This is a genomic window from Vreelandella mediterranea (assembly GCF_970647075.1).
In genome coordinates this window covers 72,757-98,161 of record NZ_OZ310198.1, presented here as the reverse complement: position 1 = coordinate 98,161, position 25,405 = coordinate 72,757, and the positions used below count along the sequence as shown (strand labels likewise).

22 protein-coding genes, 2 tRNA genes and 3 rRNA genes are annotated in these 25,405 nt (G+C 57.9%); 9 read left to right on the top strand and 18 right to left on the bottom strand.

The window, feature by feature from the left end; genetic code table 11:
• The first annotated feature begins 6 nt into the window (after nt 1-6).
• The 3 genes from fliP to fliR are packed head-to-tail and all read left to right on the top strand — an operon-like array spanning nt 7 to nt 1,897.
• Nucleotides 7-804 carry a flagellar type III secretion system pore protein FliP gene (gene fliP / locus ACWFVE_RS00450; RefSeq protein ID WP_447527341.1) on the top strand — a complete coding sequence of 266 codons (798 nt, stop codon included), beginning with the start codon at nt 7-9 and terminating at the stop codon, nt 802-804.
• A gap of 33 nt (nt 805-837) precedes the next feature.
• A complete protein-coding gene (gene fliQ / locus ACWFVE_RS00445; RefSeq protein WP_447527340.1) occupies nt 838-1,107 on the top strand; it encodes a flagellar biosynthesis protein FliQ in 270 nt (89 codons plus the stop codon).
• Between the two features lies 1 nt (nt 1,108).
• On the top strand, nt 1,109-1,897 hold the full coding sequence (gene fliR, locus ACWFVE_RS00440) for a flagellar biosynthetic protein FliR (RefSeq protein ID WP_447527339.1): 789 nt from the start codon (nt 1,109-1,111) through the stop codon (nt 1,895-1,897).
• 54 nt (nt 1,898-1,951) lie between these two features.
• On the opposite strand, the gene flgL is transcribed toward fliR, so the two are convergent.
• The 11 genes from flgL to flgB form a co-directional block, all read right to left on the bottom strand.
• Nucleotides 1,952-2,884 carry a flagellar hook-associated protein FlgL gene (gene flgL / locus ACWFVE_RS00435; RefSeq protein WP_447527338.1) on the bottom strand — a complete coding sequence of 311 codons (933 nt, stop codon included), beginning with the start codon at nt 2,882-2,884 and terminating at the stop codon, nt 1,952-1,954.
• A gap of 14 nt (nt 2,885-2,898) precedes the next feature.
• Entirely contained in the window at nt 2,899-4,527 is a 1,629-nt protein-coding gene (gene flgK, locus ACWFVE_RS00430) for a flagellar hook-associated protein FlgK (protein ID WP_447527337.1), read from the bottom strand.
• 60 nt (nt 4,528-4,587) lie between these two features.
• Nucleotides 4,588-5,637 (bottom strand): flagellar assembly peptidoglycan hydrolase FlgJ, encoded by a 1,050-nt coding sequence (gene flgJ, locus ACWFVE_RS00425; RefSeq protein ID WP_447527336.1) that lies wholly within the window; start codon nt 5,635-5,637, stop codon nt 4,588-4,590.
• On the bottom strand, nt 5,637-6,719 hold the full coding sequence (locus ACWFVE_RS00420; protein WP_447530482.1) for a flagellar basal body P-ring protein FlgI: 1,083 nt from the start codon (nt 6,717-6,719) through the stop codon (nt 5,637-5,639). Before ACWFVE_RS00420 ends, flgJ begins: the two co-directional genes overlap by 1 nt.
• Before the next feature lie 60 nt (nt 6,720-6,779).
• On the bottom strand, nt 6,780-7,421 hold the full coding sequence (locus tag ACWFVE_RS00415; RefSeq protein WP_447527335.1) for a flagellar basal body L-ring protein FlgH: 642 nt from the start codon (nt 7,419-7,421) through the stop codon (nt 6,780-6,782).
• 89 nt (nt 7,422-7,510) lie between these two features.
• Complete coding sequence (flgG, locus tag ACWFVE_RS00410; protein ID WP_447527334.1) at nt 7,511-8,293, bottom strand: flagellar basal-body rod protein FlgG; 783 nt, start codon at nt 8,291-8,293, stop codon at nt 7,511-7,513.
• Nucleotides 8,294-8,324: 31 nt separating this feature from the next.
• Complete coding sequence (locus ACWFVE_RS00405) at nt 8,325-9,083, bottom strand: flagellar basal body rod protein FlgF (protein ID WP_447527333.1); 759 nt, start codon at nt 9,081-9,083, stop codon at nt 8,325-8,327.
• 30 nt (nt 9,084-9,113) lie between these two features.
• On the bottom strand, nt 9,114-10,376 hold the full coding sequence (flgE, locus tag ACWFVE_RS00400) for a flagellar hook protein FlgE (RefSeq protein WP_447527332.1): 1,263 nt from the start codon (nt 10,374-10,376) through the stop codon (nt 9,114-9,116).
• Between the two features lie 22 nt (nt 10,377-10,398).
• The gene (locus ACWFVE_RS00395; RefSeq protein WP_447527331.1) at nt 10,399-11,091 is read right to left on the bottom strand and encodes a flagellar hook assembly protein FlgD; all 693 of its coding nucleotides are present in this window, start codon (nt 11,089-11,091) and stop codon (nt 10,399-10,401) included.
• Nucleotides 11,092-11,093: 2 nt separating this feature from the next.
• Nucleotides 11,094-11,504, bottom strand: coding sequence for a flagellar basal body rod protein FlgC (flgC, locus tag ACWFVE_RS00390; RefSeq protein ID WP_447527330.1), 411 nt, complete (start codon nt 11,502-11,504; stop codon nt 11,094-11,096).
• A 27-nt stretch (nt 11,505-11,531) separates the two neighbouring features.
• The gene (gene flgB / locus ACWFVE_RS00385; protein ID WP_447527329.1) at nt 11,532-11,960 is read right to left on the bottom strand and encodes a flagellar basal body rod protein FlgB; all 429 of its coding nucleotides are present in this window, start codon (nt 11,958-11,960) and stop codon (nt 11,532-11,534) included.
• Between the two features lie 202 nt (nt 11,961-12,162).
• On the opposite strand from flgB, the gene flgA reads away from it, so the two are divergent.
• The 4 genes from flgA to ACWFVE_RS00365 all read left to right on the top strand — a co-directional run bounded on the left by flgA (nt 12,163) and on the right by ACWFVE_RS00365 (nt 14,538).
• Nucleotides 12,163-12,879, top strand: a complete 717-nt coding sequence (flgA, locus tag ACWFVE_RS00380; RefSeq protein WP_447527328.1) for a flagellar basal body P-ring formation chaperone FlgA — start codon at nt 12,163-12,165, stop codon at nt 12,877-12,879.
• 100 nt (nt 12,880-12,979) lie between these two features.
• Nucleotides 12,980-13,243 carry a flagellar biosynthesis anti-sigma factor FlgM gene (gene flgM / locus ACWFVE_RS00375; RefSeq protein ID WP_447527327.1) on the top strand — a complete coding sequence of 88 codons (264 nt, stop codon included), beginning with the start codon at nt 12,980-12,982 and terminating at the stop codon, nt 13,241-13,243.
• Nucleotides 13,244-13,249: 6 nt separating this feature from the next.
• Complete coding sequence (locus tag ACWFVE_RS00370; RefSeq protein ID WP_447527326.1) at nt 13,250-13,699, top strand: flagella synthesis protein FlgN; 450 nt, start codon at nt 13,250-13,252, stop codon at nt 13,697-13,699.
• Between the two features lie 98 nt (nt 13,700-13,797).
• Complete coding sequence (locus ACWFVE_RS00365; RefSeq protein WP_447527325.1) at nt 13,798-14,538, top strand: SDR family NAD(P)-dependent oxidoreductase; 741 nt, start codon at nt 13,798-13,800, stop codon at nt 14,536-14,538.
• Nucleotides 14,539-14,869: 331 nt separating this feature from the next.
• On the opposite strand, the gene rrf is transcribed toward ACWFVE_RS00365, so the two are convergent.
• From rrf to ACWFVE_RS00340, 5 genes are all read right to left on the bottom strand, one after another.
• Nucleotides 14,870-14,985, bottom strand: a 5S ribosomal RNA gene (gene rrf, locus ACWFVE_RS00360).
• Between the two features lie 106 nt (nt 14,986-15,091).
• A 23S ribosomal RNA gene (locus ACWFVE_RS00355) occupies nt 15,092-17,984 on the bottom strand.
• A 256-nt stretch (nt 17,985-18,240) separates the two neighbouring features.
• Nucleotides 18,241-18,316: transfer RNA gene (locus ACWFVE_RS00350), tRNA-Ala, on the bottom strand.
• A 110-nt stretch (nt 18,317-18,426) separates the two neighbouring features.
• Nucleotides 18,427-18,503 (bottom strand) — tRNA-Ile (locus ACWFVE_RS00345).
• Between the two features lie 86 nt (nt 18,504-18,589).
• Nucleotides 18,590-20,123 (bottom strand): 16S ribosomal RNA (locus tag ACWFVE_RS00340).
• The 16S, 23S and 5S rRNA genes sit together here with 2 tRNA genes alongside, the layout of an rRNA operon.
• 698 nt (nt 20,124-20,821) lie before the next feature.
• Between ACWFVE_RS00340 and ACWFVE_RS00335 the strand changes: the two genes are divergently transcribed.
• Both ACWFVE_RS00335 and ACWFVE_RS00330 read left to right on the top strand, forming a co-directional pair.
• A complete protein-coding gene (locus ACWFVE_RS00335) occupies nt 20,822-22,738 on the top strand; it encodes a sensor histidine kinase (RefSeq protein ID WP_447527324.1) in 1,917 nt (638 codons plus the stop codon).
• Nucleotides 22,731-24,113, top strand: a complete 1,383-nt coding sequence (locus ACWFVE_RS00330) for a sigma-54-dependent transcriptional regulator (protein WP_447527323.1) — start codon at nt 22,731-22,733, stop codon at nt 24,111-24,113. Before ACWFVE_RS00335 ends, ACWFVE_RS00330 begins: the two co-directional genes overlap by 8 nt.
• Here ACWFVE_RS00330 and ACWFVE_RS00325 read toward each other — a convergent pair.
• Both ACWFVE_RS00325 and ACWFVE_RS00320 read right to left on the bottom strand, forming a co-directional pair.
• Entirely contained in the window at nt 24,089-24,760 is a 672-nt protein-coding gene (locus ACWFVE_RS00325; protein ID WP_447527322.1) for a metal-dependent hydrolase, read from the bottom strand. The genes ACWFVE_RS00330 and ACWFVE_RS00325 overlap by 25 nt on opposite strands.
• Before the next feature lie 96 nt (nt 24,761-24,856).
• Nucleotides 24,857-25,405, bottom strand: coding sequence for a gamma carbonic anhydrase family protein (locus ACWFVE_RS00320; protein ID WP_447527321.1), 549 nt, complete (start codon nt 25,403-25,405; stop codon nt 24,857-24,859).

The following is a 25,405-nucleotide window of genomic DNA, read 5'->3' as shown; positions in this document are numbered from 1 at the left end:
GACGTCATGCCCCGTTATCGGTACCCTCTTCGCGAGCGGCTCGCTTATGCACTGTTCGGCGCGCTGCCGTTTTTGCTGTTGATTTTGCTGCTCCCCAGCCTGGTCTCGCCCGCCGAGGCCCAGCAGCTCCCGCCCGGGCTGATCTCACAGCCGCTGGAGAATGGCGGCCAGCAGTGGTCACTTTCGTTACAAACGCTGCTACTTTTGAGTTCGCTGGCGTTTTTACCCGCCATGCTGTTAATGATGACCAGCTTTACGCGCATCATTATCGTTTTGAGTTTGTTGCGAACGGCGATGGGCACTCAGTCTACGCCGCCCAACCAGGTGCTATTGGGTATCGCGCTATTTTTGACCTTTTTCATCATGTCGCCGGTGATCTCCGAGGTGTACGATACGGCCTGGCAGCCGCTCAGCAACGAGACGATCAATTTCGAAGAGTTTTTGGTGCGCGCTCAGGTGCCCTTTCGCGAATTCATGTTGGCGCAGACCCGGGAACCGGACCTGGCGCTGTTCGCGCGTTTGGCAGATGTCGGCCCCATGCAGGGTCCCGAGGATCTGCCCATACGGGTACTGCTGCCTGCCTTTGTCACCAGCGAATTGAAAACCGCCTTTCAAATCGGCTTTACGATTTTCATCCCGTTTTTGATCATCGACCTGGTCGTGGCCAGCACGCTGATGGCACTCGGGATGATGATGGTACCGCCGGTGACGATTTCGCTGCCGTTCAAACTGATGTTGTTCGTGCTGGTGGACGGCTGGCAGCTGTTGATTGGCTCACTGGCGCAAAGCTTTTACATGCTATAGCGCCTCGATGACCCCCGAGCGAGAGGAGCGATCATGACCCCCGAAATCGTAATGAGCATGGCCTACCAGGGAATGCGTCTTACCCTGTTCATGGGCGCACCGGTACTGCTGGCGGCGCTGTTTACGGGCCTCATCATCAGCCTTTTTCAGGCCGCCACCCAGATCAACGAGATGACTCTGACGTTCATCCCCAAAATTCTGGCGGTCTTTACCGTGCTGGTACTGGCGGGCCCCTGGCTGATTGGCCTGATTACCGACTACACCCACCGGCTATTTACCAATATTCCCAATATGGTGATGTAGGGTGGTCGACATCACCTTTACCCAGCTTCAAGCCTGGCTTGTGGCTTTTTTTTGGCCCTTCGTGCGGATTACCGGCTTTATGGCCATCGCCCCGCTCTGGGGGCATTCGAGTATTCCCAATCAGGTCAAGGTAGGCCTGGCCGCGCTGGTCTCCATCGTGATCGCCCCCGTCCTTCCGCCCATGCCCGAGGTAGCGATCTTTTCCTGGGCAAGCCTTGGGATCATGATCGAACAGCTTCTGGTGGGCCTGGCCATGGGGCTGGTCATGCACATCATCTTTGCCGTGGTACAGGCCTCGGGAGAGTTCATCGGTTTGCAGATGGGTCTGGCGTTCGCCAGCTTTTTCGACCCGTCCAGCGGCACCAACATCATGGTGCTTTCGCGCATTCTCTATATGATCACGCTGCTCATGTTTCTAGCGCTGAACGCCCATCTCATGGTGCTGGAAACCCTGATCATGAGCTTTCAAACCCTGCCCGTCGGGCTGGGTGGCCTAAACCCCAACGCTTTTGAGCTGCTGGCCCGCTACGCCGGGACGATTTTCGCCTCGGGTATGTTGCTGGCGCTGCCATTGGTGGCGTCTCTGCTCATCATCAGCTTGTCGCTGGGCATCCTCAACCGCTCGGCCCCTCAGCTCACCGTCTTCAATATCGGCTTTCCTACCTCGCTAACGGTAGGGTTGGTGCTATTGATGGTGCTAATGACCGATATCGGGCGCTTTTTGCAGCCGCTATTTAGCCAGGGCATCAACTTCATGCAGAGCCTGATCGAGACCATGGCGGGCCTGTAAAAAAGCCGCCCTAAAGGGCGGCTAAAAACCTGCATCAAAAAAGCGGTTTACAGCTTACAGGTAGTCGAATAGCGACATGCTGCTCATATCCACGAAGGTACGCTGGGCGGCCTGCATACCGACCTGACGCATGCTGTACTCGGAAATCGCCTCGACCATATCCAGATCAACCAAATCAGACATCGTTTGCGTGTAGTTCAACATGCGGTTACTGGCAACCGAGTCGACCACGTCCAGCTCGTTTAGCCGAGCGCCGGCCGAGGCGATTTTCATTGATACGTTATCAAAGGCATTATCGAGTTCATTCATCGAGGCCTTGAGCGTGCTGTGCAGCTCCTCGCTCGGAGTCGGGCTCTCGAGTACGCTCAGCGCATTTTCGATCGTGCGAAAAAGGTCAGGGGCGGCTCCCGTCTCCTTTGCGCCGTTAGTTACCTGTTTGAAAATCTCGTCGCCGGTCATGGTGACCGACATACGGCGCGAGGAATCGATGCGCTGTTCACGGTTCTCAGTGCCGCCAACGTAGGATACGCCGCCATTTTCATTTTTCTCGAAGGGGGGCTTATCGTCCGCGTAGCCACCGAAAAGATAGCGGCCGTTGCCGTCGGCCGAGTTGGCCTGACCGATCAAGGTTTCGTAGACGCCACGCAGCTCGCTTGCAATCGACTCGCGGTTGGTATCAGTGAGCGTATCGTTGGAAGCTTGAATCATCAGCCCTTTGGCGCTGGTGATCGCTTCGACCACGCTATTAAGGACGCTCTCGGATTGCGACAGCGAGTTGCGCGCCGATACGCGGGAGTCCGTGAACTGCTCGGTCATCGCCATGGACTGGGCAACGCCGACCGAACGTGAGGCGGCCTGCGGGTCGTCGGAGGGGTTGACCACCCGGCGGCCGCTGGCAAGCTGCTGGCTCACCTTCAAAAAATCGCTTTGCTGGCGGTTGATGGAGGCCGAGCTTTGTTCGTACATGGTAACGGTGCTTATACGCATAGTAGGTATCTCCCCTAGCTCCGCAGATTCAGAATGGTATCCAACAGGGTGCCAGCGGTATCGATCACTCGTGCGTTAGCCGCGTAGAACTGCTGGTAGCGAATCAAGTTGGCCGCCTCTTCATTCAGGTTGACGCCGGATTCGGACTGCTGCACCGCGCGCAGCTGGTCGGTCAGCCCCTGGCGGGCATCCAGATTCACCTGGGTAATGTTGGTGCGATTACCCACATCGGACACCATCGCTCCGTAGGCGCCACTGAGCGACGCGCTACCGCCTACCACGCTCCTGTCACTTTGCAGATCCTGCAGCGCCAGCGCATTGCGGTTATCGCCAGCGGAGCCTTCGGTGCCTGCCGCAATTTTGCTCGGGTCATCAAACGCTGTTTCCATGCCCGCCCCCGCCCGGCGTACGGGCTGGATTTCGAAGCGATCACCCGTTCGTGGAGCGCCATCGAACTCTATGCTGAGACCACCAAACTTTAGCCCTTGTCCCGCATCCCAGGCCGCCTGATCGAACTCTACGGCACTGCCGCTACCCTTACGCGTAACGCTTGGCTGGCCATCGTCGAAACGCACGGTATAGTCCGTTGCCCTAAGCTGATCGATATTGCTAACGTCGAACGTTATCGACGCCACCTCAGCATCACCCTTGTTTTTCAGGTTCGCATAGGCTTGTGGTTCGCGCAGGGAGAAAAAGTCGCCTCCCTGTTCACCCTTTAGATCCACGCCCTCCTTGTGCTGCTCATTGAATGCTACCGAGAGCGATACGGCCAGCTGGCCAATCTGATTTTGGGTTTTGTCCAGGGTTTCGCCGCGGAAACTCATCAGCCCACCAAGCGAGCCCCCCTTGATGGAGGATTCACTTAGTTGAATGGTGCTACCCGCGCCGTCACGGTAGCCCACTACCGTACGTTCTGGATCATTGTCGGCCTGAACGGCTTCGAGCCTAAAGCTCGACGTGCCGGTCACCAGCGGCTGTCCATTGGGCAGGCTGACGTTATAGGTTTTACCGTCTTGAACATCCAGGCGCAGATCCATACGCTCATTGAGCTCGGATATTAGTTGGTCACGCTGGTTGAGCAAACTATTGGGAGCCTCACCGGAGCGCGCCCGCGCCAAGGAAATCTCCCTATTGAAGCTGGCAATTTGCTCGACGGTGTTGTTGATCTGGGTAACTTCATCCTTTATTTGGCTATTGATGTTGTCCTGCATATCCTGCAAATAGCCATCGAAGGAGCGGAACTGGGCGCTCAACGTATCCGCCGTCCCCATCACGCCTTGACGAGAAGCGGGGTCTGACGGCGCACTGGCCAGATCTTCAAGGGAAGAGAAAAAATCCTGTATCAGCGGCGAAAGGCCCGCTTCGCGGTCAGCCAGCAGGTTATCGATCTGCGATATTTGCCCCGCATAGGTCTCCAACGCGCTGGACTGGGTCTTGGCGTTATTGAGCTGGTTAGCCACGTACGTGTTGAACTGGCGCTCGATGGCGTCCACGCGGACGCCGCCGCCCACGTTGCCTTCACTGAGCTTGGGCAACTCGCGATTATAGCCGGGCGTAAACAGGTTGCTGATATTGTTACTGGTCGCGCCGAGCGCTCTCTGCGCTGTATTCAGGCCACTTAAGCCCGTTGAAAACATGCTCATGGTTCAAATCCTCAAGCTGATACTCATTTATCGGCAGCGCGGTGCACAACTTGAATGACGTTAACGTGCGTCGGCCAAAAACGCCGGCCCGGTGGGCAGCGGCCCCATGGTGTTCATGATGGCGACGAGCTTATCGGCGTAGCGCGGGTCGGTGGCGTAGCCGCCACGCTGTAGCTCACGGGCGGCCTGCTCGGCATTTTGCGCCTCGACGACACCAGCGTAGCGCGGGTTTTTACCAATCAAGTTGGCATAGTCGGTAAAGGCGTGCTCGAAGGAGTCATAGACTCTAAACGTGTCCACCATCTGGGTGCGCTGACCGTTGAGATATTCGTGGGTCGTGATATCGGTGGTATTGCCCTTCCAATGGCTACCTGCCTTGATGCCGAACAGGTTATGGCTGTTGCGCCCTTCGTGGGTTGCGATTTCGTGTCGGCCCCAGCCAGTCTCAAGCGCGGCCTGAGCCAGAATCAGCTCGGCGGGAACGCCACTCGCCCGGCTGGCGGCCTGGGCAGGCTCAGAAAGCGTGGCCATGAACCGCTTCACGTGATCCGGCGCGTTGGGGTTGATCACCGGCGCCGTCATGGGCGCGTTGGCCGCGGCGGCGGGCGCGTTACCACGCGACTCGGCGCTCGCTTGTGGCGCAACCTGGCCCTGGCGGATCGCTTCGAGTTCGCTCAAGAAGCGCCCGCTCGCTTGGCCGTCCGGGCCTGGGGGCTGTAGCGGGTCATCCAGCACGCGCGGCGTACCCCGCGGGATACCGGCAATCAGCGCCTGAGTCTCATCGTCGCCTTGAGCAGTGCCCTTGATAGCGCCCTGGCGCTGGAGCTGCTCGTACAGTACGTCGGCCAGGCCCATACCTTTATCGGCAATGACCTGGGACCACTGTTGATCGAGCATTTGCTGATAGGTGTCGGTCGTACTGCTGCTCATCAATCCAGAGGAGGGAATCGCTTCGCGCATGCTTTTCATCATCATCTGCACGAACAGCGCTTCGAACTGCTGGGCAGCGCTGTAGGCGCCCTCTTCCGGGTCGACCCGGGCGTTGTGCTGCATGCGCTGAAAGCCGTTCATATCGAAGGCGAGCTGGTTGGCCATGCTGTTGACACTCATCAGATCACCTCGAGCTCGGCGCGCAGCGACCCGGAGGCTTTTAGCGCCTCCAGAATCGACATCAAGTCCTGGGGCGTGGCGCCCAGTGCGTTCAAGGCGTTGACCACGTCGTTGAGCTGAGCACCTTCGACGATCTGCAGGTAGGCCTCTTGCTGCTCGATATCGATATCCGCATTGGGTACCACCACGGTCTCACCCTGGCCAAAAGGCGCTGGCTGGCTAACACCGAACTGCGAATCGATCATGATGGAGAGATTACCGTGGGCAACCGCCGCCTGGCGCAGCGTGACGGCGCTGTTCATGACCAGCGAGCCGGTACGCGAGTTAAGCACCACCCGCGCCGGGGCGTCCATGGGTGTGAGCTCGACGTTTTCCACCCGGGCCATGAAATTTACCCGCAGGTTGGCGTCCATGGGGCCATCCAGAGCAATGACGCGCCCATTACGCGCGTAGGCCACCGACTGGCCGAATTCGTTGTTGATCGCCGTCACCATGCGCTGCACGGTGCCAAAGTCGGAATCATTGAGCTGGAGCTCCAAAAGCCCGCCATTGCCGCCTAGGTTGAGCGCTACTTCGCGCTCGACCAGGGCACCATTAGGAATGCGCCCGGCGGCCTGCTGGTTGATCTGCACGCTGCTGCCGCCCGCCTGAGCGCCCGCCCCGCCGACCAGCATATTGCCCTGGGCAATCGCGTAGGTATCGCCGTCGGCGCCTTTCAGGGGCGTCATCAACAGCGTGCCGCCGCGCAGGCTACGGGCGTTGGCAATCGACGAGACGACGATGTCCAGACGCTGACCCGGGCGAGCAAACGGCGGCAGATCGGCGGTGACCATGACCGCCGCTACGTTACGCAGCTGCAAATTGGTGCCCGGCGGCACGCTAACGCCAAGCTGCGAGAGCATATTGGTCAAACTCTGGCTGGTAAACGGCGCCTGGGTGGTCTGGTCACCGGTGTTATCGAGACCCACGACCAGGCCATAGCCGACGAGCTGGTTGTCTCGCACACCGGCGAAATTGGCAAGCTCGCGTACGCGTTCGGCAAAGGCGTTGCTTGCAACCAGACAGAGCGCTATCAGAGCCATCGCCTGAATCCAGCGCTTGACGTGTAACCTTGAAGTCATCACAACTCTCTTCTCGAGCGCCTAGAACGGCGAGACGTTAAGGAAGAAGCGCTGCAACCAACCCATGTGCTGCGCCTCGTTGATATAGCCATCGCCCACGTACTCGATGCGCGCATCGGCTACCTGGTTGGAAGGCACCGTGTTGGCCGCCGTCACCGTTTGTGGGTTAACGACCCCGGAGAAGCGGATGAACTCGGTCCCCTGGTTGATCGCGATCTGCTTTTCCCCGCGTACCCGCAGGTTGCCGTTATTAAGCACTTCCAGTACCGAAACCGTGATCGTACCGGTCATGGTGTTGTTCGCTTGGGTAGCGCCGCTGCCAGAGAAAATATTGTCACTGGCGACATCGAAACCATAATCTTCCAGAAAGTCGATGATATCGGGAATCTGAGCCAAATCGAGCGAAGCCGAGCCGCTGCGGTTAGCGCTCGACTGCGAGGTCTGGCTCGCGCTGACCTGCTCGTTGAGCACGATGGTCAGGATATCGCCGATCGCCCGAGGGCGGCGATCCTCGAAGAGCGGCTGATAGCCACGGCGCGACTGGTAGATCGAACCGTTGGCCACCGCCGGCGGCCGGTCCACAATATTGATCTGTTCCTGCTCGCCGACGACCGAAGCACGAGGAATCTGTGCACACCCAGCGGCGGTTACAATCAATAGCATGAGAGCCAACTGCGCTAAACGGCGAAAAGCGGTGTTTTTAAGCATCTTACGACCTCGGAAGCCTCTATCAAGCGCTCCTTGATACAGGATTAGAGCTGGCTCAGGCGGGCCAGCATCTCATCGCTGGTAGACACCGCTCGGCTGTTGATTTCATAGGCGCGCTGGGTCTGGATCATGTTGACCATCTCTTCCACCACGTTGACGTTGGAGGTCTCTACGTAGCCCTGGAACAGACGCCCGGCACCATTATTCCCCGGAACATCCTGATTGGGCGCCCCGGATGCGCCTGTCTCCAGGTAGAGGTTGCCGCCCACGCTCTCAAGACCGGCCGGGTTGATGAACGAGGCAACATTGATCTGGCCGATATCCGCATCCTGGGCAATGCCGGGCTGGCGAACGCTGACCGTACCATCCTCGCCAATAGCGACTGACAGCGCATTGGGTGGCACGAAGATAGCGGGCTCGAGGGGGTAACCGTTAGCGGTCACCATTTGACCGTTTTCATTGAGCTGAAAACCACCATCCCGGGTATAGCCCACCGTGCCATCCGGCAGCAGTACCTGGAAAAAGCCATCGCCGTCGATCGCGAGATCCCGGGAGTTGCCGGTTTGCTCCAGACCGCCCTGAGTATGCAGACGTTCGGTGGCCACGGCACGCACACCGGTACCCACTTGCATGCCCGAAGGCAGGCGATCCTGAATGTTGTTCTGGGCGCCTGGCTGGCGCATGTTTTGATACAAAAGGTCTTCAAAGACCGGGCGCGAGCGTTTGAAACCGTTGGTGCTCACGTTGGCCAGGTTGTTGGAGATCACGTCGAGCTTGGTCTGCTGCGACTCGAGCCCCGTTTTTGCCGTCCACAACGACTTAATCATGGTGTCTTCCCTCTAAACCAGGCGGCTGGGATCAGCCTTGAAGTGATAGCATGCTGTTGGCGCGCTGGGCGTTCTCGTCGGCGTTGCTGAGCATGCGCATCTGCATGTCATAGCGGCGTGCAACGTCGATCATCGACACCATGGCGTCGACTGCACTGACGTTGCTGCCTTCGAGCGCTCCGCTCACCAAACGCGCATCTTCGTTGGCTGCCAGCACACCGGGCTCGCCTTCTTCATTGAGCGGCGCGCGAAACAAGCCATCTTCGCCGCGGGTAAGCGCGAGCTCATCCGGCGTTACCAGCTTGATACGACCGACGTCCACAAGCGCTTCGGGCCCTTCGCCCTGGGGGATAGCGCTAATGGTGCCGTCGGCACCGATCGAAATTTGCGCGCCCTGCGGAAGCGCAATCGGCCCACCATCGCCCATCACCGGACGACCGACGCTAAGCAACACGCCGTCGCTATCGATTTGCAAATCGCCGCGGCGGGTATAGGTTTCGCTGCCGTCGTCGGCCTGTACCGCCATCCAGGCGTTGTCCTGCATGGCGACATCCAGACCGCGTCCGGTACGCTCGATCGCCCCTTGCGAAAAGTCGGTTCCCGGCGTCGTGGTCACCGCCGAGACGCGCGTGTGCAGCGCACCCGCGCCCTCGACGGGCACCGAGCGCGCCGCCTGCAACTGTGCACGAAACCCCGCCGTGGAGACGTTGGAGAGGTTCTGGCTCACCACCGACTGCTGATCCATGGCGTTCTTGGCTCCGCTCATGGCGGTATACAGCATTCTATCCACGTGCTTGCTCCTTACACAGGTGACCGGCTATTAAAGGTTAATAATGGTCTGCAGGAGTTCGTCCTGCGTGCTGATGGTATTGGAGTTCGCCTGGTAGGCGCGTTGAGCGACGATCATATCGACCAGCTCACGGGCGAGTTCCACGTTAGAGGCTTCAACAGCGCCTGCCTGAATTTGGCCATACTGACCGGAACCGGGAGCTCCCGTATTAGCGACACCCGAACTATTAGTAGCGGCCCATAGGTTATTGCCTAACGGGCGCAACCCTTCTTCATTTCGGAAAGAGTCCAATGCAATCTGGCCTGCGGGGCGAGACTGTTCATTAGAGAAGTTACGCATTACGGTACCATCACCAAGCACTTCGATACCGACCAACGCACCCGATGTATAGCCATCCTGACTAAATTCGCGGCGTGCTGACGTGCTGGCAAACTGCGTGCTCCCATCAAAACTCAAATCAAAAGAAACCTCTTCGGCATCGGTTCCACCGGGGAAATTAATCGTCGTGCTTGCTCCCCCACCTACTCCGGTTACGGTACCGTTAGCATCTGTTGTCAAACGTCCGCTAGGCGTAAAGTTAAGTGTGAAAGTATTTCTTTGCACACCATCGGTAACCGCTGTCGCAGTCCACTGGTTTCCTTCACCCCTCTCAAAATAAGTCGATACGTTTATCGCATTACCCAAGGAGTCATAAGCAGTGAAATTATTCGAGAAGTGGTAATCGAGTTCATCGCCATTGGCTAATTCGACCGTATTTAAACCACTCCCTTGAACGGTTGAAGCGTCCAGGTTAAGCAGAATATCGGCGCCCGTAGTAGCCCTTGCGGGTATATCATTCGCAGACACATTGAGCGGAATCGGATCGCTTCCCGCCAGCACGTTAGAAAAAGGAAACGCTGATTGCTCGGCCGTATCCTCTGTCACCGAGGGGTCCAAACCATACCCCATCAGTCGGGCGCCCTGGGCATTAACGATATCGCCATTAGCTGCCAGGCTAAACTCACCATTTCTTGAAAAGCCCACTTCACCGGATGACTGTTGTAGGCGGTAAAAGCCGTTTCCGGATATAGCCAAGTCAAGATTACGGTTCGTGCTTTCGATACTACCTTGTGAAAAGTTCTGGCGTGTATCAGATACCCTGACACCTATTCCTTGAGAGTTAGCGAACACATCGGCAAAACGCACGCTCGAGCTTTTGTAGCCCACGGTTTGTGAGTTGGCGATGTTGTTACCAGCAGAATTCAGCCTTTCTGATTGGGCGTTGATACCCGAGACAGCTGTCGTGAATGACATGGTCAATCCTCAAAATATTTGATTAAAGAATCTGTTTAACTTGCCCAAGCGTTACTTGGCCATAAACGGCGCCAAGGTCCAGTCGAACGTCACCACTATCAGAGTTCGGTGTAACACGATTGACGAGCGCATAATTAAGTGTACTGGAGTCGATTGGCTCACCTTGTGAGTCAAGCGCCTCTAACTGCACGGTATAACGTCCACTCGCTGCCGCGACCCCTTGATCATTCAGACCATTCCAATCAAATGATTGAACACCGGCCTTGAGCGCACCCAGATCATATTGGCGGATGACCTGGCCACCTTCGCCAACGATCGTCGCTTTTACACTCGACGCCGGGCGGTCCAGCTCGATACCAAAGGGCGTTGCATGGGTGCTGCCATCGCTAGCCTGCTCTAACAAAACCTGCCGCCCAGGTACCATGACACCCTTACCAATCAGGCCACTTGCTTGTAGCGCCTGATTGGCATCCATCTGGGCGGTAATGCCCTTGAGCGTTGAGTTCAGCTCTTCGATACCGCTGACGGTGTTGATTTGGGCCAGCTGCGAGGTCATCTCCGCGTTTTCCATCGGATTGAGCGGGTCCTGGTTTTGCAGCTGAGTGACCAGCAGCGTCATGAAACTGTCGCGCATTTCCTGGGACTGGCTGGCGGACAGGTTAGCCGCCCGGCCACCGCCGTTGACGCTATTGATAATGCTTGAATCGATATTCATGTTTAGCCCTCACCGAGCGAGAGTGTCTGAACCATCATCTGTTTGGTGGTATTGAAGACTTCCACGTTGGCCTGGTACGAGCGCGAGGCGGAAATCATGTTGACCATTTCGTGCACCGGCTCGACGTTGGGTTTGGAAACGTAGCCTTCTTCGTCGGCGGCCGGGTGACTGGGCATGTACTGAAGACGCAGCGGCGAATCGTCTTCCACGACCTCGGTCACCCGAACGCCGCCTACGCCATAGCGGTTGTTCTGCGCCTGGGTTTCGAACATCACTTGTTTCGCCCGGTAGGTCTCGCCGTCGGGGCCGGCGATACTATCGGCGTTGGCCATATTGCTGGCGGTCACGTTCATGCGCTGCGCCTGGGCGCTCAAGGCAGAGCCTGCAATATCAAAAGCTGAAAACATCGACATGGCTTATTCGCTTCTCCTGAGAATCGGTTATTCCGGCTGCATCGCGTTTTTCAGCCCTTGAATGCGGCGATTCATGATCGTAAGGCCCGCCTGGTAACGAAGGGCGTTATCGGTAAACTGCGACCGTTCCCGGTCCATATCCACGGTGTTGCCGTCCAGGCTTGGCTGGTCGGGCACCCGGTAAAGCAGATCGGTGCTGGCCGCCCCGCGCCAGGTAGCGCCCTGGGCTTCGATATGACGCTCCGAGGTGCGGGCCAGCGCCACGCCGCCGTTTTGCTGAACACTCTGGCCGGCTTTGACTGCCTTGTTCAGCTCGCTGGCAAAGTCGATATCGCGCGCCTTGTAGTTCGGCGTATCGGCATTGGCGATGTTGCCTGCCAGCACTTCGTGACGCGACTGGCGAAGGCTCAGGGCGCGCTGGTGAAAATTGAATGCGGATTCGAGTTGGTCGATCATGCCGTCCCTCGTTTGCTGAGAGGCAAAGGTAATTCGGTCGTTTCTGAGGGTGCATAATAGGGAAGCGCACTCAAACTAAAGCATGGAACAAATGCCTTTTACCCCAGTATTTCGCATGATGTAGGGCCGACGTTTGCATTAAACTTCTGCCTACCAGCTAGCGCTCGCTGGCTTAGCCTCCTTTTATCAAGCGATGACTCTCATGCCCCATTCGCCTTTTCAGGCGCTACGCGACCTATCACTTGTAATCAAACTATTGGCGGCGATCACACTAGGGCTGATGACCACCCTGCCGGCCTACGCCGATGATCAGCCGCTCATCGAGACCGTACAAAACTTTCTTTACCAGCAAACCCAGTCTCTGGGCGAGGAGGTAGTGATCGATGTCTCACCGCCATCGGCCCATTTGCCTGCCTGCATTGCGCCGGAACCTTTTTTTCCTAACGCCAACCAAACACCTTTAGGGCGCGTGTCGGTGGGGGTGCGCTGCGGCGAGGGCCGCCGCCAGGTGCGCTACATTCAGGCACAGGTGGATGTAATGGGAAGCTACCTGGTTGCCGCCCAGGACATCGCACGGGGCACGCTCGTCACAGCGTCGATGGTGACACAGCGCCAGGGCAACCTGGGCGAGCTTGCAAACAATGCCTTGACCGATGAAGATGCTATTATAGGGTTGGTTGCGCAGCGCCCCATTCGCAGCGGCGATGTATTTCAAGCGCATGCGCTCCAGGCGCCGGATCTGGTGGAACGCGGGCAGCGCGTGACGGTCATAGCACAAGGCTCGGGCTTTCGTGTTGCCCGGGAAGGTGAAGCACTCGAAAGCGGTGCCTTGGGTGCGCGGATTCGCGTACGTTTTGACACTCGCGAGCTGGTGACCGCCCGCGTTTCCGGCCAAGGTGTTTTAACAGTAGATTTTTAAGTTAACGTCTAAAGTCCTCTGTATCGGTGCCGATACTCTGTATAACGGCACAGAGCCATCGCGTTTAGAACGCTTTAACGTTGACGATGAGGCCCACAACGTGAAAATTGATAATTTGAATCCGCTGTTACGCACCAATCAGCCACAGCAGCGTGATGACACTCAAAAGGTCGGCGGCGCTCAGTCATCGCCCGAAGGCAGTACCACTCGCGAATCCACGCGTCTTAGTCAGATGCATATGGACGATTCGCAGGATATCGATATGGCCAAAGTGGAAGAGCTTCGCGAGGCCATTCGTGACGGAAGCCTTGAAGTTCGCGCCGACCGTATCGCAGACAGCTTGATTGCCCAGCTAGGGGAGTAACCTGTTATGAGCCTTTCCCGGTTGCTGTTGGATCAGCATCAGCGCCTTGACGAACTCCTCGAGCTGCTTACCCAAGAGCAGGCTCAACTGATGCAGGGTGCGATCGACGGTGAAGTACTGGCCTCGCTGGCCGAAACCAAGCAGACCCTCTTGAGTTCGCTCGAGCGGATGGAAACGCTGCGCCGTTCGACGCAGCTGCGGCTAGGTTACGACGATGATGCCAGCGGTGCCTTTAAAGCCGCCGTCGATGCAGGCTGTCAATCCAGCTGGGAAAGCTTTTTGAATAAGAGCGAGCGCGCCGCACGCATGAACGCGCTGACCGGCGAAATGCTGTCGGTACGCATGAAGCACAATCAGGATATGCTGGGCTACATTCAGCAGATCGCCGAAAAAACGCTCTATCAGCCCAACGGGCGCAATCAGGCGCAATCCAGCCGTCTCAATACTTCTGCTTGACCCGCCAACTCTGCTATTAAATAGCCGAATCTCATAGCAAAACGCTTCAATAAGAACACGTATGTTCTAAGCTTGTTTTTATAAACAAGGAGCGTTGAATGCTTGATTACCTACCCGACGGGTTTACCGCGATCGTCACCGGCGCCAATGGCGGTATTGGCCATGCCGTCATCGAGTCGCTACTCGCCTCTACCCAAGTCGGCACCATTATTGCCGTTAGCCGTCGCAAAACGACGTTAGCAGACGCTCGCATCATTTCCATCGCTGCCGATATCACCAACCAGGAAGGCCTCGACGCCCTGGTGGAGACGCTCGATGGCCGCCCTCTTCACCTGCTGTTCAATGCCATCGGCACGCTACACGACGACCAACACAACGTGCAGCCGGAAAAACGTCTCGAGCAGTTCGACGCCGACGCCTTCGCCCATGTGATGCATGTAAACGCGGCGACGCCGATGCGACTGTTGTCCGCTCTCAACGCCTCGCTAAAAGGCCATCACCCGAGCATTATTGCCAGCCTATCCGCTCGGGTCGGCTCGATCGGTGATAACGGTTTTGGCGGCTGGTACACCTACCGAGCCAGCAAAGCGGCCCACAACATGTTAATGAAAACTGCCTCTATCGAGCTTGCGCGGCTCAATAAACAGGCTATCGTACTTTGCCTGCACCCGGGGACTACCGACACCTCGCTGTCCGAGCCATTTCAAGCGCGCGTACCGGAGGACAAACTGTTCTCGCCGGCGTTTGTGGCCAAGCGCCTTTTAGAGGTCATCGATCAGCGCACTCCCGAGGACACCGGCAGTTTTTGGGATTGGGCGGGCGAACCGATCGAATGGTGAATGGTGAATGGTGAATGGTAGGAGCAGGCTTTAGCCAGCGATGCGGCGCAACGCGCCGCCGGGGTAGCGGCCGGCACGATGGGCACGGTGGCAAATCCAACCCCGGGCGGCGGGCGCCGCCATCGCCGAGGTATCGGACCCCCAATGAATCGGGCTCCTGCAGGGGCAGTGGCACCGAGGCCTTGTTGTGCCCCTGTTTTTGTAGGAGCAGGCTTCAGCCAGCGATGCGGCGCACCGCGCCGCCGGCGGGCACTATTCGGGCCGTTTGGCTTTTCCTGCGCGCATAAAAAAAGCCCCGAACACAAAGTGCTCGGGGCTTTTTCGAAGAGGTGCCTGACGATAACCTACTCTCGCATGGGGAGACCCCACACTACCATCGGCGCGTTGCGGTTTCACTTCCGAGTTCGGCAAGGGATCGGGTGGTTCACGCAAGCCATGGTCGTCAGGCGTAACTTTCAATGTATATTGGCTGACTGTCTTGTGATCGTCTCAATGTATCCGGTGCTCTTTCGAGCGTCGTTGTCACTGCAGGACCAGACCCCTTGGGTGTTATAGGGTCAAGCCTCACGGGCCATTAGTACACGTTAGCTCAACGCCTTGCAGCGCGTCCACACCGTGCCTATCAACCAGCTGGTCTCGCTGGGCCCTTCAGGAGGCTCAAGGCCTCGGGGATGTCTCATCTTGAAGGGGGCTTCCCGCTTAGATGCTTTCAGCGGTTATCCCGTCCGCACATAGCTACCCGGCAATGCCACTGGCGTGACAACCGGAACACCAGAGGTGCGTCCACTCCGGTCCTCTCGTACTAGGAGCAGCCCTTCTCAAACATCCAACGCCCACGGCAGATAGGGACCGAACTGTCTCACGACGTTCTAAACCCAGCTCGCGTACCACTTTAAATGGCGAACAGCCATACCCTTGGGACCGACTTCAGCCCCAGGATGTGATGAGCCGACATCGAGGTGCCAAACACCGCCGTCGATGTGAACTCTTGGGCGGTATCAGCCTGTTATCCCCGGAGTACCTTTTATCCGTTGAGCGATGGCCCTTCCATACAGAACCACCGGATCACTAGAACCTGCTTTCGCACCTGCTCGACGTGTCTGTCTCGCAGTCAAGCACCCTTATGCTCTTGCACTCATTGCACGATGTCCGACCGTGCTGAGGGTACCTTCGTGCTCCTCCGTTACTCTTTGGGAGGAGACCGCCCCAGTCAAACTACCCACCACACACTGTCCTCGATCCGGATAACGGACCCGAGTGAGAACACCAATGATGCCAGGCTGGTATTTCAAGGTTGGCTCCCTCCGAACTGGCGTCCGGAGTTCAAAGCCTCCCAGCTATCCTACACAGGCAACATCAGTATCCAGTGTGAAGCTATAGTAAAGGTTCACGGGGTCTTTCCGTCTAGCCGCGGGTACACCGCATCTTCACGGCGATTTCAATTTCACTGAGTCTCGGGTGGAGACAGCGTGGCCATCATTACGCCATTCGTGCAGGTCGGAACTTACCCGACAAGGAATTTCGCTACCTTAGGACCGTTATAGTTACGGCCGCCGTTTACCGGGGCTTCGATCAAGAGCTTCGCCCAGAGGGCTAACACCATCACTTAACCTTCCGGCACCGGGCAGGCGTCACACCCTATACGTCCGCTTGCGCGTTAGCAGAGTGCTGTGTTTTTACTAAACAGTTGCAGCCACCTGGTATCTTCGACCGGTTCGGGCTGAAGGAGCAAGTCCTCTCACCCTAATCCGGCGTGCCTTCTCCCGAAGTTACGGCACCATTTTGCCTAGTTCCTTCACCCGAGTTCTCTCAAGCGCCTTGGGATTCTCACCCTGACCACCTGTGTCGGTTTGGGGTACGGTCGCATGTCATCTGAAGCTTAGAGGCTTTTCCTGGAAGCGTGGCATCAGTGACTTCCGGATCGTAATCCGTTCGTCTCGCGTCTCGGCTTTAAAGGGTCCCGGATTTACCTGAGACCCAGGCCTACTCGCTTTCACCAGGACAACCAACGCCTGGCTCACCTAGCCTTCTTCGTCCCCCCATCGCAATGACATCCGGTACGGGAATATTGACCCGTTTCCCATCGACTACGCCTTTCGGCCTCGCCTTAGGGGCCGACTCACTCTGCTCTGATTAGCATCGAACAGAAAACCTTGGTCTTCCGGCGGGGGAGTTTTTCACTCCCCTTATCGTTACTCATGTCAGCATTCGCACTCGTGATACCTCCAGCAGACCTCTCGATCCACCTTCATCGGCTTACACGACGCTCCTCTACCGCTCATCCCTAAGGATGAACCCGTAGCTTCGGTACCTGGTTTGAGCCCCGTTACATCTTCCGCGCAGGCCGACTCGACTAGTGAGCTATTACGCTTTCTTTAAAGGATGGCTGCTTCTAAGCCAACCTCCTAGCTGTCTGAGCCTTCCCACATCGTTTCCCACTTAACCAGGATTTGGGGACCTTAGCTGACGGTCCGGGTTGTTGCCCTTTTCACGACGGACGTTAGCACCCGCCGTGTGTCTCCCACGCTGCACTCACCGGTATTCGGAGTTTGCCTCGGGTTGGTAAGCCGGGATGGCCCCCTAGCCGAAACAGTGCTCTACCCCCGGTGGTGATACGTGAGGCGCTACCTAAATAGCTTTCGAGGAGAACCAGCTATCTCCGGGCTTGATTAGCCTTTCACTCCGATCCACAAGTCATCCAAATCTTTTTCAACAGATCCTGGTTCGGGCCTCCAGTTGATGTTACTCAACCTTCACCCTGCTCATGGATAGATCGCCCGGTTTCGGGTCTATATCCAGCGACTGGTCGCCCAGTTAAGACTCGCTTTCGCTACGCCTCCCCTATCGGTTAAGCTCGCCACTGAATATAAGTCGCTGACCCATTATACAAAAGGTACGCAGTCACCCAACAAGTGGGCTCCTACTGCTTGTACGCACACGGTTTCAGGATCTATTTCACTCCCCTCGCCGGGGTTCTTTTCGCCTTTCCCTCACGGTACTGGTTCACTATCGGTCAGTCAGGAGTATTTAGCCTTGGAGGATGGTCCCCCCGTCTTCAATCAGGGTTTCTCGTGCCCCGACCTACTCGATTTCACATGATCAGACTTTCGACTACGGGGCTATCACCCGCTACGGCCGGACTTCCCAATCCGTTCGTCTAGTCATTCACATGCTTAAGGGCTGGTCCCCGTTCGCTCGCCGCTACTGGGGGAATCTCGGTTGATTTCTTTTCCTCGGGGTACTTAGATGTTTCAGTTCCCCCGGTTCGCCTCGTATCCCTATGTATTCAGGATACGATACTGACCTTGTGGTCAGTGGGTTTCCCCATTCAGAGATGTCCGGGTCACAGGTTGTTTGCCACCTCACCGAACCTTATCGCAGGCTACAACGTCTTTCATCGCCTCTGACTGCCTAGGCATCCACCGTGTGCGCTTCATTGCTTGACCCTATAACCCGAAGGAGTCTGGATCCCGCAATGACAACGATTGCCGGATACGCTTGAAACGTATCACAAAACAATTGCGTATCGAGATCACGCTATAAACACAGCCACCCTAAAGGTACTTGTCTTCATATCGTCATTCGATACTGTCAGCATGATATACATTGTTAAAGAGCGACTGTTCAATGAACAGTGATAAGGCGACGTACAACGTGCGACTTATCAATGGTCACGAAACAAACAAACGGTAGTGGAGATAATGGTGGAGCCAAGCGGGATCGAACCGCTGACCTCCTGCGTGCAAGGCAGGCGCTCTCCCAGCTGAGCTATGGCCCCATCGTTTTCACAACCTCACCTCTTGTTATAAATTTCTGTGAGACAAGGCAAAATGCGACGACGTATAGCCTGCTATACGAGGAGCATTTTAACGCAGTATCACGGGAATTTGGTGGGTCTGGGCAGACTCGAACTGCCGACCTCACCCTTATCAGGGGTGCGCTCTAACCAACTGAGCTACAGACCCAAGAGGGGATCGTGCATCAACCGTTTGCTCTATCACTTGATCAGGTAATTCATTGTGAGCGCTTGCCGGGAGGGTGACGCATCGTTTAAGGAGGTGATCCAGCCGCAGGTTCCCCTACGGCTACCTTGTTACGACTTCACCCCAGTCATGAACCACACCGTGGTGATCGCCCTCCAAAGTTAGGCTAACCACTTCTGGTGCAGTCCACTCCCATGGTGTGACGGGCGGTGTGTACAAGGCCCGGGAACGTATTCACCGTGGCATTCTGATCCACGATTACTAGCGATTCCGACTTCACGGAGTCGAGTTGCAGACTCCGATCCGGACTGAGACCGGCTTTCTGGGATTCGCTTACTCTCGCGAGTTCGCAGCCCTTTGTACCGGCCATTGTAGCACGTGTGTAGCCCTACCCGTAAGGGCCATGATGACTTGACGTCGTCCCCACCTTCCTCCGGTTTGTCACCGGCAGTCTCCCTAGAGTTCCCACCATTACGTGCTGGCAAATAGGGACAAGGGTTGCGCTCGTTACGGGACTTAACCCAACATTTCACAACACGAGCTGACGACAGCCATGCAGCACCTGTCTCTGCGTTTCCGAAGACACCCCGGGATCTCTCCCGGGTTCGCAGGATGTCAAGGGTAGGTAAGGTTCTTCGCGTTGCATCGAATTAAACCACATGCTCCACCGCTTGTGCGGGCCCCCGTCAATTCATTTGAGTTTTAACCTTGCGGCCGTACTCCCCAGGCGGTCGACTTATCGCGTTAACTTCGCCACAAAGTGCACAAGGCACCCAACGGCTGGTCGACATCGTTTACGGCGTGGACTACCAGGGTATCTAATCCTGTTTGCTACCCACGCTTTCGCACCTCAGTGTCAGTGTCAGTCCAGAAGGCCGCCTTCGCCACTGGTATTCCTCCCGATCTCTACGCATTTCACCGCTACACCGGGAATTCCACCTTCCTCTCCTGCACTCTAGCGTGACAGTTCCGGATGCCGTTCCCAGGTTGAGCCCGGGGCTTTCACAACCGGCTTGTCATGCCACCTACGCGCGCTTTACGCCCAGTAATTCCGATTAACGCTTGCACCCTCCGTATTACCGCGGCTGCTGGCACGGAGTTAGCCGGTGCTTCTTCTGCGAGTGATGTCTTTCCTGGCGGGTATTAACCGCCAGGCGTTCTTCCTCGCTGAAAGTGCTTTACAACCCGAAAGCCTTCTTCACACACGCGGCATGGCTGGATCAGGCTTGCGCCCATTGTCCAATATTCCCCACTGCTGCCTCCCGTAGGAGTTCGGGCCGTGTCTCAGTCCCGATGTGGCTGATCATCCTCTCAGACCAGCTACGGATCGTTGCCTTGGTGAGCCGTTACCTCACCAACCAGCTAATCCGACATAGGCTCATCCGATAGCGGGAGCCAGAGGCCCCCTTTCTCCCGTAGGACGTATGCGGTATTAGCCTGGGTTTCCCCAGGTTATCCCCCACTACCGGGTAGATTCCTATGCATTACTCACCCGTCCGCCGCTCGTCAGCGTCCAGCAAGCTGGACCTGTTACCGCTCGACTTGCATGTGTTAAGCCTGCCGCCAGCGTTCAATCTGAGCCATGATCAAACTCTTCAGTTTAAAATCATTGTGATTCTTGCCTGTCGCTCGAAAGCAACAGAGGCGAATCAATCCTGGCTCAAGGTTCAAACGAATTTGAAGAATTCGAAAATTCTTCTTGTGCGCTTGCCTTGATATTTGGTGACTTGTCACCCTCATCGGCAAACGCCCACATGAATTACCTGATCAAATTGTTAAAGAGCGGTTTCGCTTCGACTTAACGTCTGACTCGATGACCTGAGCCGGTTGCCGTAGCGAGGAAGGCGTATTCTACGCTCATCCTTGAATTTGTCAACCGCCGATTTTGGCGAGTGAAGCGAGCGAACAAAAACCGCTAACCTCCTGACAAACCGAGAGTTTTCACTCTCATTCACCGCTGGCAACGCCTTGCGTCCCCGGCAGCGGATGCGTACTTTACGGATTCGCTGGCCCGAGTGCAAGCGCTTTTTAAAATGGTATCAAAAACGCGCTCATGACCGCGTTGGGCAGCCTTCACCCCCTTTAGCCGTAGACGGGGTTAAACTGTTGAGCGTCACCGGCAAACTCCATACCCTTGGCCTATCGATACCCCAGGCGAGCCCGATGACCTACCCGTCCCTTTATGACCCGCGCTTAGCCGGTGCGACCGCGGCCCTTGAAGTCATGATGGCTCAAGGGGGCGCCCAGCCGGTTGGGCACCGCGCCCCGAGCAGTGCGCTATATATAAGCAGCGTTTCGCTATGAGTGCGCCACGGCCGCGCTACTGGCGCCTGCTATGGGGGCTCGCGCTTACGCTGGGGCTTGCCTTCAGCATGTGGCAAGCCGCCAGTTTTGCCCGGGAGCGCGCGCTTGGCGAGCTAGCGGAGGATGCCGAAAACGAGCTACGCCTGTCGGCGGCGAACCTCAACGGCTATTTACTGCGCTTTGACTACCTGCCGCCGATGCTTGCCACCCGCGAAGCCGTGCGGCGATTTTTGGCATCGCCGCAGAGCCAGAACGCCATGGCGCTCAATATTTTGCTGGACCGGTTTCGCTTCACCACCGGGGTATCGGATGTCTACCTGCTGGACCGGGAAGGCACGACCATCGCGGCCAGCAACTGGCACCGCCCCAATACGTTCATTGGCCATAACTACGCATTTAGAAGCTACTACAGCCAGGCCATTGTCGGCCAGCAGGGGCGCTTTTACGGTTTGGGCACTCAGTCCCAGGAGCGTGGCTACTTCTTCTCGGCTCCAGTATGGCTGGACGAGACCGACCCAAACGCCACGCCGGACGGGGTGATGGTCGTCAAGGTACTGCTCGATGAAGTCGAGCAGAGCTGGGCCGAGCAGGACGCCGAACTACTGGTAACCGACAGCGACGACATCATCTTCATGGCCAGTCGTCCCGAGCTTCGCATGAGCGCGCTGCATCCGCTAAGCGCAGAACAGCGTGAAACCTTGAGGCGCACCCGCCGTTACGCCATGGAGCCCTTGCGTTATTCCGGCATCGTGGTGGAGACCGGCGATGGCGTCGAGAGCCGTTTGGTTAGCTTCGAGTCTGGGCCGCTTGCCGACGGGCGCTACCTGAGTCTGACCCGCTCGGTGGTGGAGTTTGGCTGGCAGATGCATATTCTCAAACCGCTGACGCCGGTGGTGAGTGCCCAATGGATCGCCGCTTTGATGGCCGGCGGGCTTTATGGCCTGCTGGTACTGGGGGGCGGGATCGGCTGGCAGCGCCGCCGACTGCGCCGGGAGCGGGAAGCGTTTGCCGAGCGCGAGCGCCAGACCCTGGCCCGAGTGCGTGACGAGCTGGAAGTCAGCGTTGCCCGGCGAACCCGTGACCTGGTCGCCAGCAACCAGCGTTTGTCGAAGGAGATCGACGAGCGCCTGCGCGCCGAAGCCAACCTGCGCCAAACTCAGGACGAGCTGGTGCAGGCCGCCAAGCTTGCCGTGCTGGGCCAGCTGGCGGCAGGCATCAATCACGAGCTCAACCAGCCGCTAGCGGCGATTCGCGCCTACGCCGAGAACGCCCGTCGCTTTATCGAGCTGGCCCGTACCGAGCAGGCCGACGCCAACCTGGCCCAAATCGTCGAACTGACCGAACGCATGGCCGATATCAGCGCTCAGCTTCGCCAGTTTTCACGCAAGAGCAGCGAGCATCACGAAAGCATTGCCGTACAGGCGTGTATTCACTACGCACTGCGCCTGTTTCAAAGCCGCCTGCGCGAAGGCAACGTCGAAGTGATCGAGCGAATGCCCCAGGACACGCTCTGGGTAACCGGCGACCTGGTGCGTTTGGAGCAGGTGTTGGTCAATCTGATCGGTAACGCCTTGCAAGCCATGAAGACCCACACCTCACGAAGCGATGCGGCGCCCACGTTAACGCTGAGTGCTGAAAGAGAAGAGGATCGCGTGCATATCCACGTTGAAGATAACGGCCCCGGCATCGAAGAGGAGTATCTGGCTCAGATCTTCGAGCCCTTTTTCACCACCAAGGCGCCGGGCAACGGCCTGGGCCTGGGGCTTTCGATTTCATCGCGCATCATGGTGGATCTTGGCGGCACGCTTGGCGTAGCCAACACGCCCCACGGCGCGCGATTTACCGTGACACTTGCCGTTGGCGGGCCGCCCGCCTCCAAAGACGCCCTGCCGCTGGAGAGCCATCATGCATGAGCCGACAACGCTGCCCGTCATGGTGATCGACGACGAGCCGCACCTGCGCATTACCGCCAGCCAAACGCTGGAGCTGGCGGGCTACACGCCGCACTGCTTCGAATCCGCCGAACAGGCACTAGCCGCCCTGCCCGACCATTTTCCCGGGGTCATCGTCAGCGACATTCGTATGCCGGGCATGGACGGCATGACGCTTTTGCATGAGCTCAAACGGCGCGACCCGACGCTACCGATCATTCTGATTACCGGCCACGGGGATATTTCGACCGCCGTGGAAGCGATGCGCGCCGGGGCCTGGGACTTTCTGGAAAAGCCCTTTGCCGGCGAGCAACTACTCGACGTGGTGCGCCGCGGGACCGAAAAGCGCCAGCTCAGCCTCGAGAACACCCGCCTCAAGGCGGAGCTCGAGGCGCAGCAGGCCGCGCTCGGCCCGCGACTTGTCGGCCGCACTCCAGTGATTTCGCGCCTGGCCGCCATGATTCAGCGCATAAGCCAGGTAGAAGCCGACGTACTGCTGTTCGGAGAAACCGGCACGGGCAAGGACCTGGTCGCCCGTGCGATCCACGAGCGCAGCGCCCGGCGCAATAGCCCCTTCATGGCGATCAACTGCGGCGCGGTGCCCGAGCACACCATCGAATCCGAACTGTTCGGTCACGAGAAAGGCGCCTTTACCGGCGCGGTGGAGCGGCGCATCGGCAAGTTCGAGCACGCCAACGGCGGCACGGTATTTTTGGATGAGATCGAATCCATGCCGCCGGCGCTCCAGGTGAAGCTTTTACGCGTGCTGCAGGAGCGCAGCGTCGAGCGCCTGGGCGCCAACGAGACGGTCGGGCTGGATATTCGCGTGATCACCGCGACCAAGGTGGATCTCAAGGCCGCCGCCGACGAAGGCCGCTTTCGCGAAGACCTCTACTACCGGCTCAATGTCGTGACCCTGCCGCTGCCCGCCCTGCGCGAGCGCCGCGAGGACATTCCTCTCCTTTTTCAGCACTTTGCCGTCGTGGCCGCCAACCGCAGCGGGCTGGAAGCGCCGACACTGGACAATCACGCCGTGGCCACGCTACTGGCCCACGACTGGCCGGGCAACGTGCGCGAGCTCAGAAACCTGGCCGAGCGCTACGTGCTGCTGGGGGCGGCCTTCGACTACCGGTTGGACGTACTGCTTGCCGGTGAAGCGGCCAGCCCCCAGGAGCCCACGCTCTCCCGCCAGGTCGAGCTTTTCGAAAAAAGCCTGATCAGCCAGTCGCTGGCCCGCCACCACGGCCGGGTGACCGACGTATGCAGCCACCTGGGCCTGCCGCGCAAGACCTTCTACGACAAGCTGAAAAAGCACGGCTTGAGCGCCGAAGACTATCGCCACAGCAGCGACCCCTGATGCAAAAGCTGGCCCAGCACGTTCCAGGGTGGCACCCAGGGAATCAGCGTCATGAGCGCAATCAGCATCAGCAGATTCGACACCGGGCGGCGGCTGTCGCCCAGCTTCAACGCCGTACCAAAGGAGCGCTTTAGCCGCGCGCCTTCCAGGTCGACGCTGAAAAGCTCGTCGAGCCCCAGGTGAATCAGAAAGCCGAGCAGCACCGCCGCACCGTGGGACCAGGCATTCCAGGGCGGCTGAAGCAGTACGTGGTAACTCAGCGCCGCGGTCGCTGACGAGCAAAGCGCCGCCGCCATCAGCGAATGCCAAATACCGCGATGCACCGTCAGTCTGGAGAACAGCAAACTCGCCAGGTAGCGCACGCCGAAGTAGATCCCGCCGCAGGCAACGAGCAGCGCCCCGGGGCTCAGATAGGGTTGCAGCAGCAGCACGCCAAGCACCAGCGAGGGCACCGACAGCAGGTTGAAGATCAAACGGATGGAGTGCGAGCGGTCGGCGTCGATATCCGGCAAGATACCGCCGAAGGCCACCAGCACGACCATTAAAAGCGCCTGAGAGGGCGACCACCACTGGGCGTGATAGCCCGCATACGCCAACAGCGTGCCGCCCGCTGCTGCCACGGTGATGTGCGTACGAAAATTAGCCATGACGCGGCACCCTATAAAACTGTATAAATTAACAGATTATAGACTGCCGCGACACGATCAGGATAGAAAAAAGAGTGTCAGGCCAACCGTTTAGCGTTAATCAGGGTCCGGTTCGGCCAAAAACTGATCCTTGAGCTTCACGTAGTTGCCCGCGGTATAGGTAAAGAACTCGCGCTCTTTCTCCTTGAGTGGACGCAGCGCACTCGCCGGGCTGCCCGCGTAGACGTAGCCGCTTTTCAGCACCTTGCCCGGGGTGACCACGGCACCCGCGGCGATGATCACCTCATCTTCGACCACCACGCCGTCCATGACGATTGCGCCCATACCGACCAGAATGCGATTGCCAAGCGTTGCGCCGTGGAGCAGCGCCTTGTGGCCAATAGTGACGTCGTCGCCCACGGTGAGCGGAAAACCCTCGGGGTTGAAGTCGCTTGAGTGGGTGATATGCAAGACGCTTCCGTCCTGAACGCTGACCCGGGCGCCAAGGCGAATCTGGTGCATGTCACCGCGAATCACCGTCATCGGCCATACCGAACAGTCGTCCCCCAGGACGACATCACCGATCACCACACTCGCCGGGTCGATGAACACCCGCTCGCCAAGCTTTGGGAAATACTCCTTGAACGCTCTCAACGCCTTGCTCAT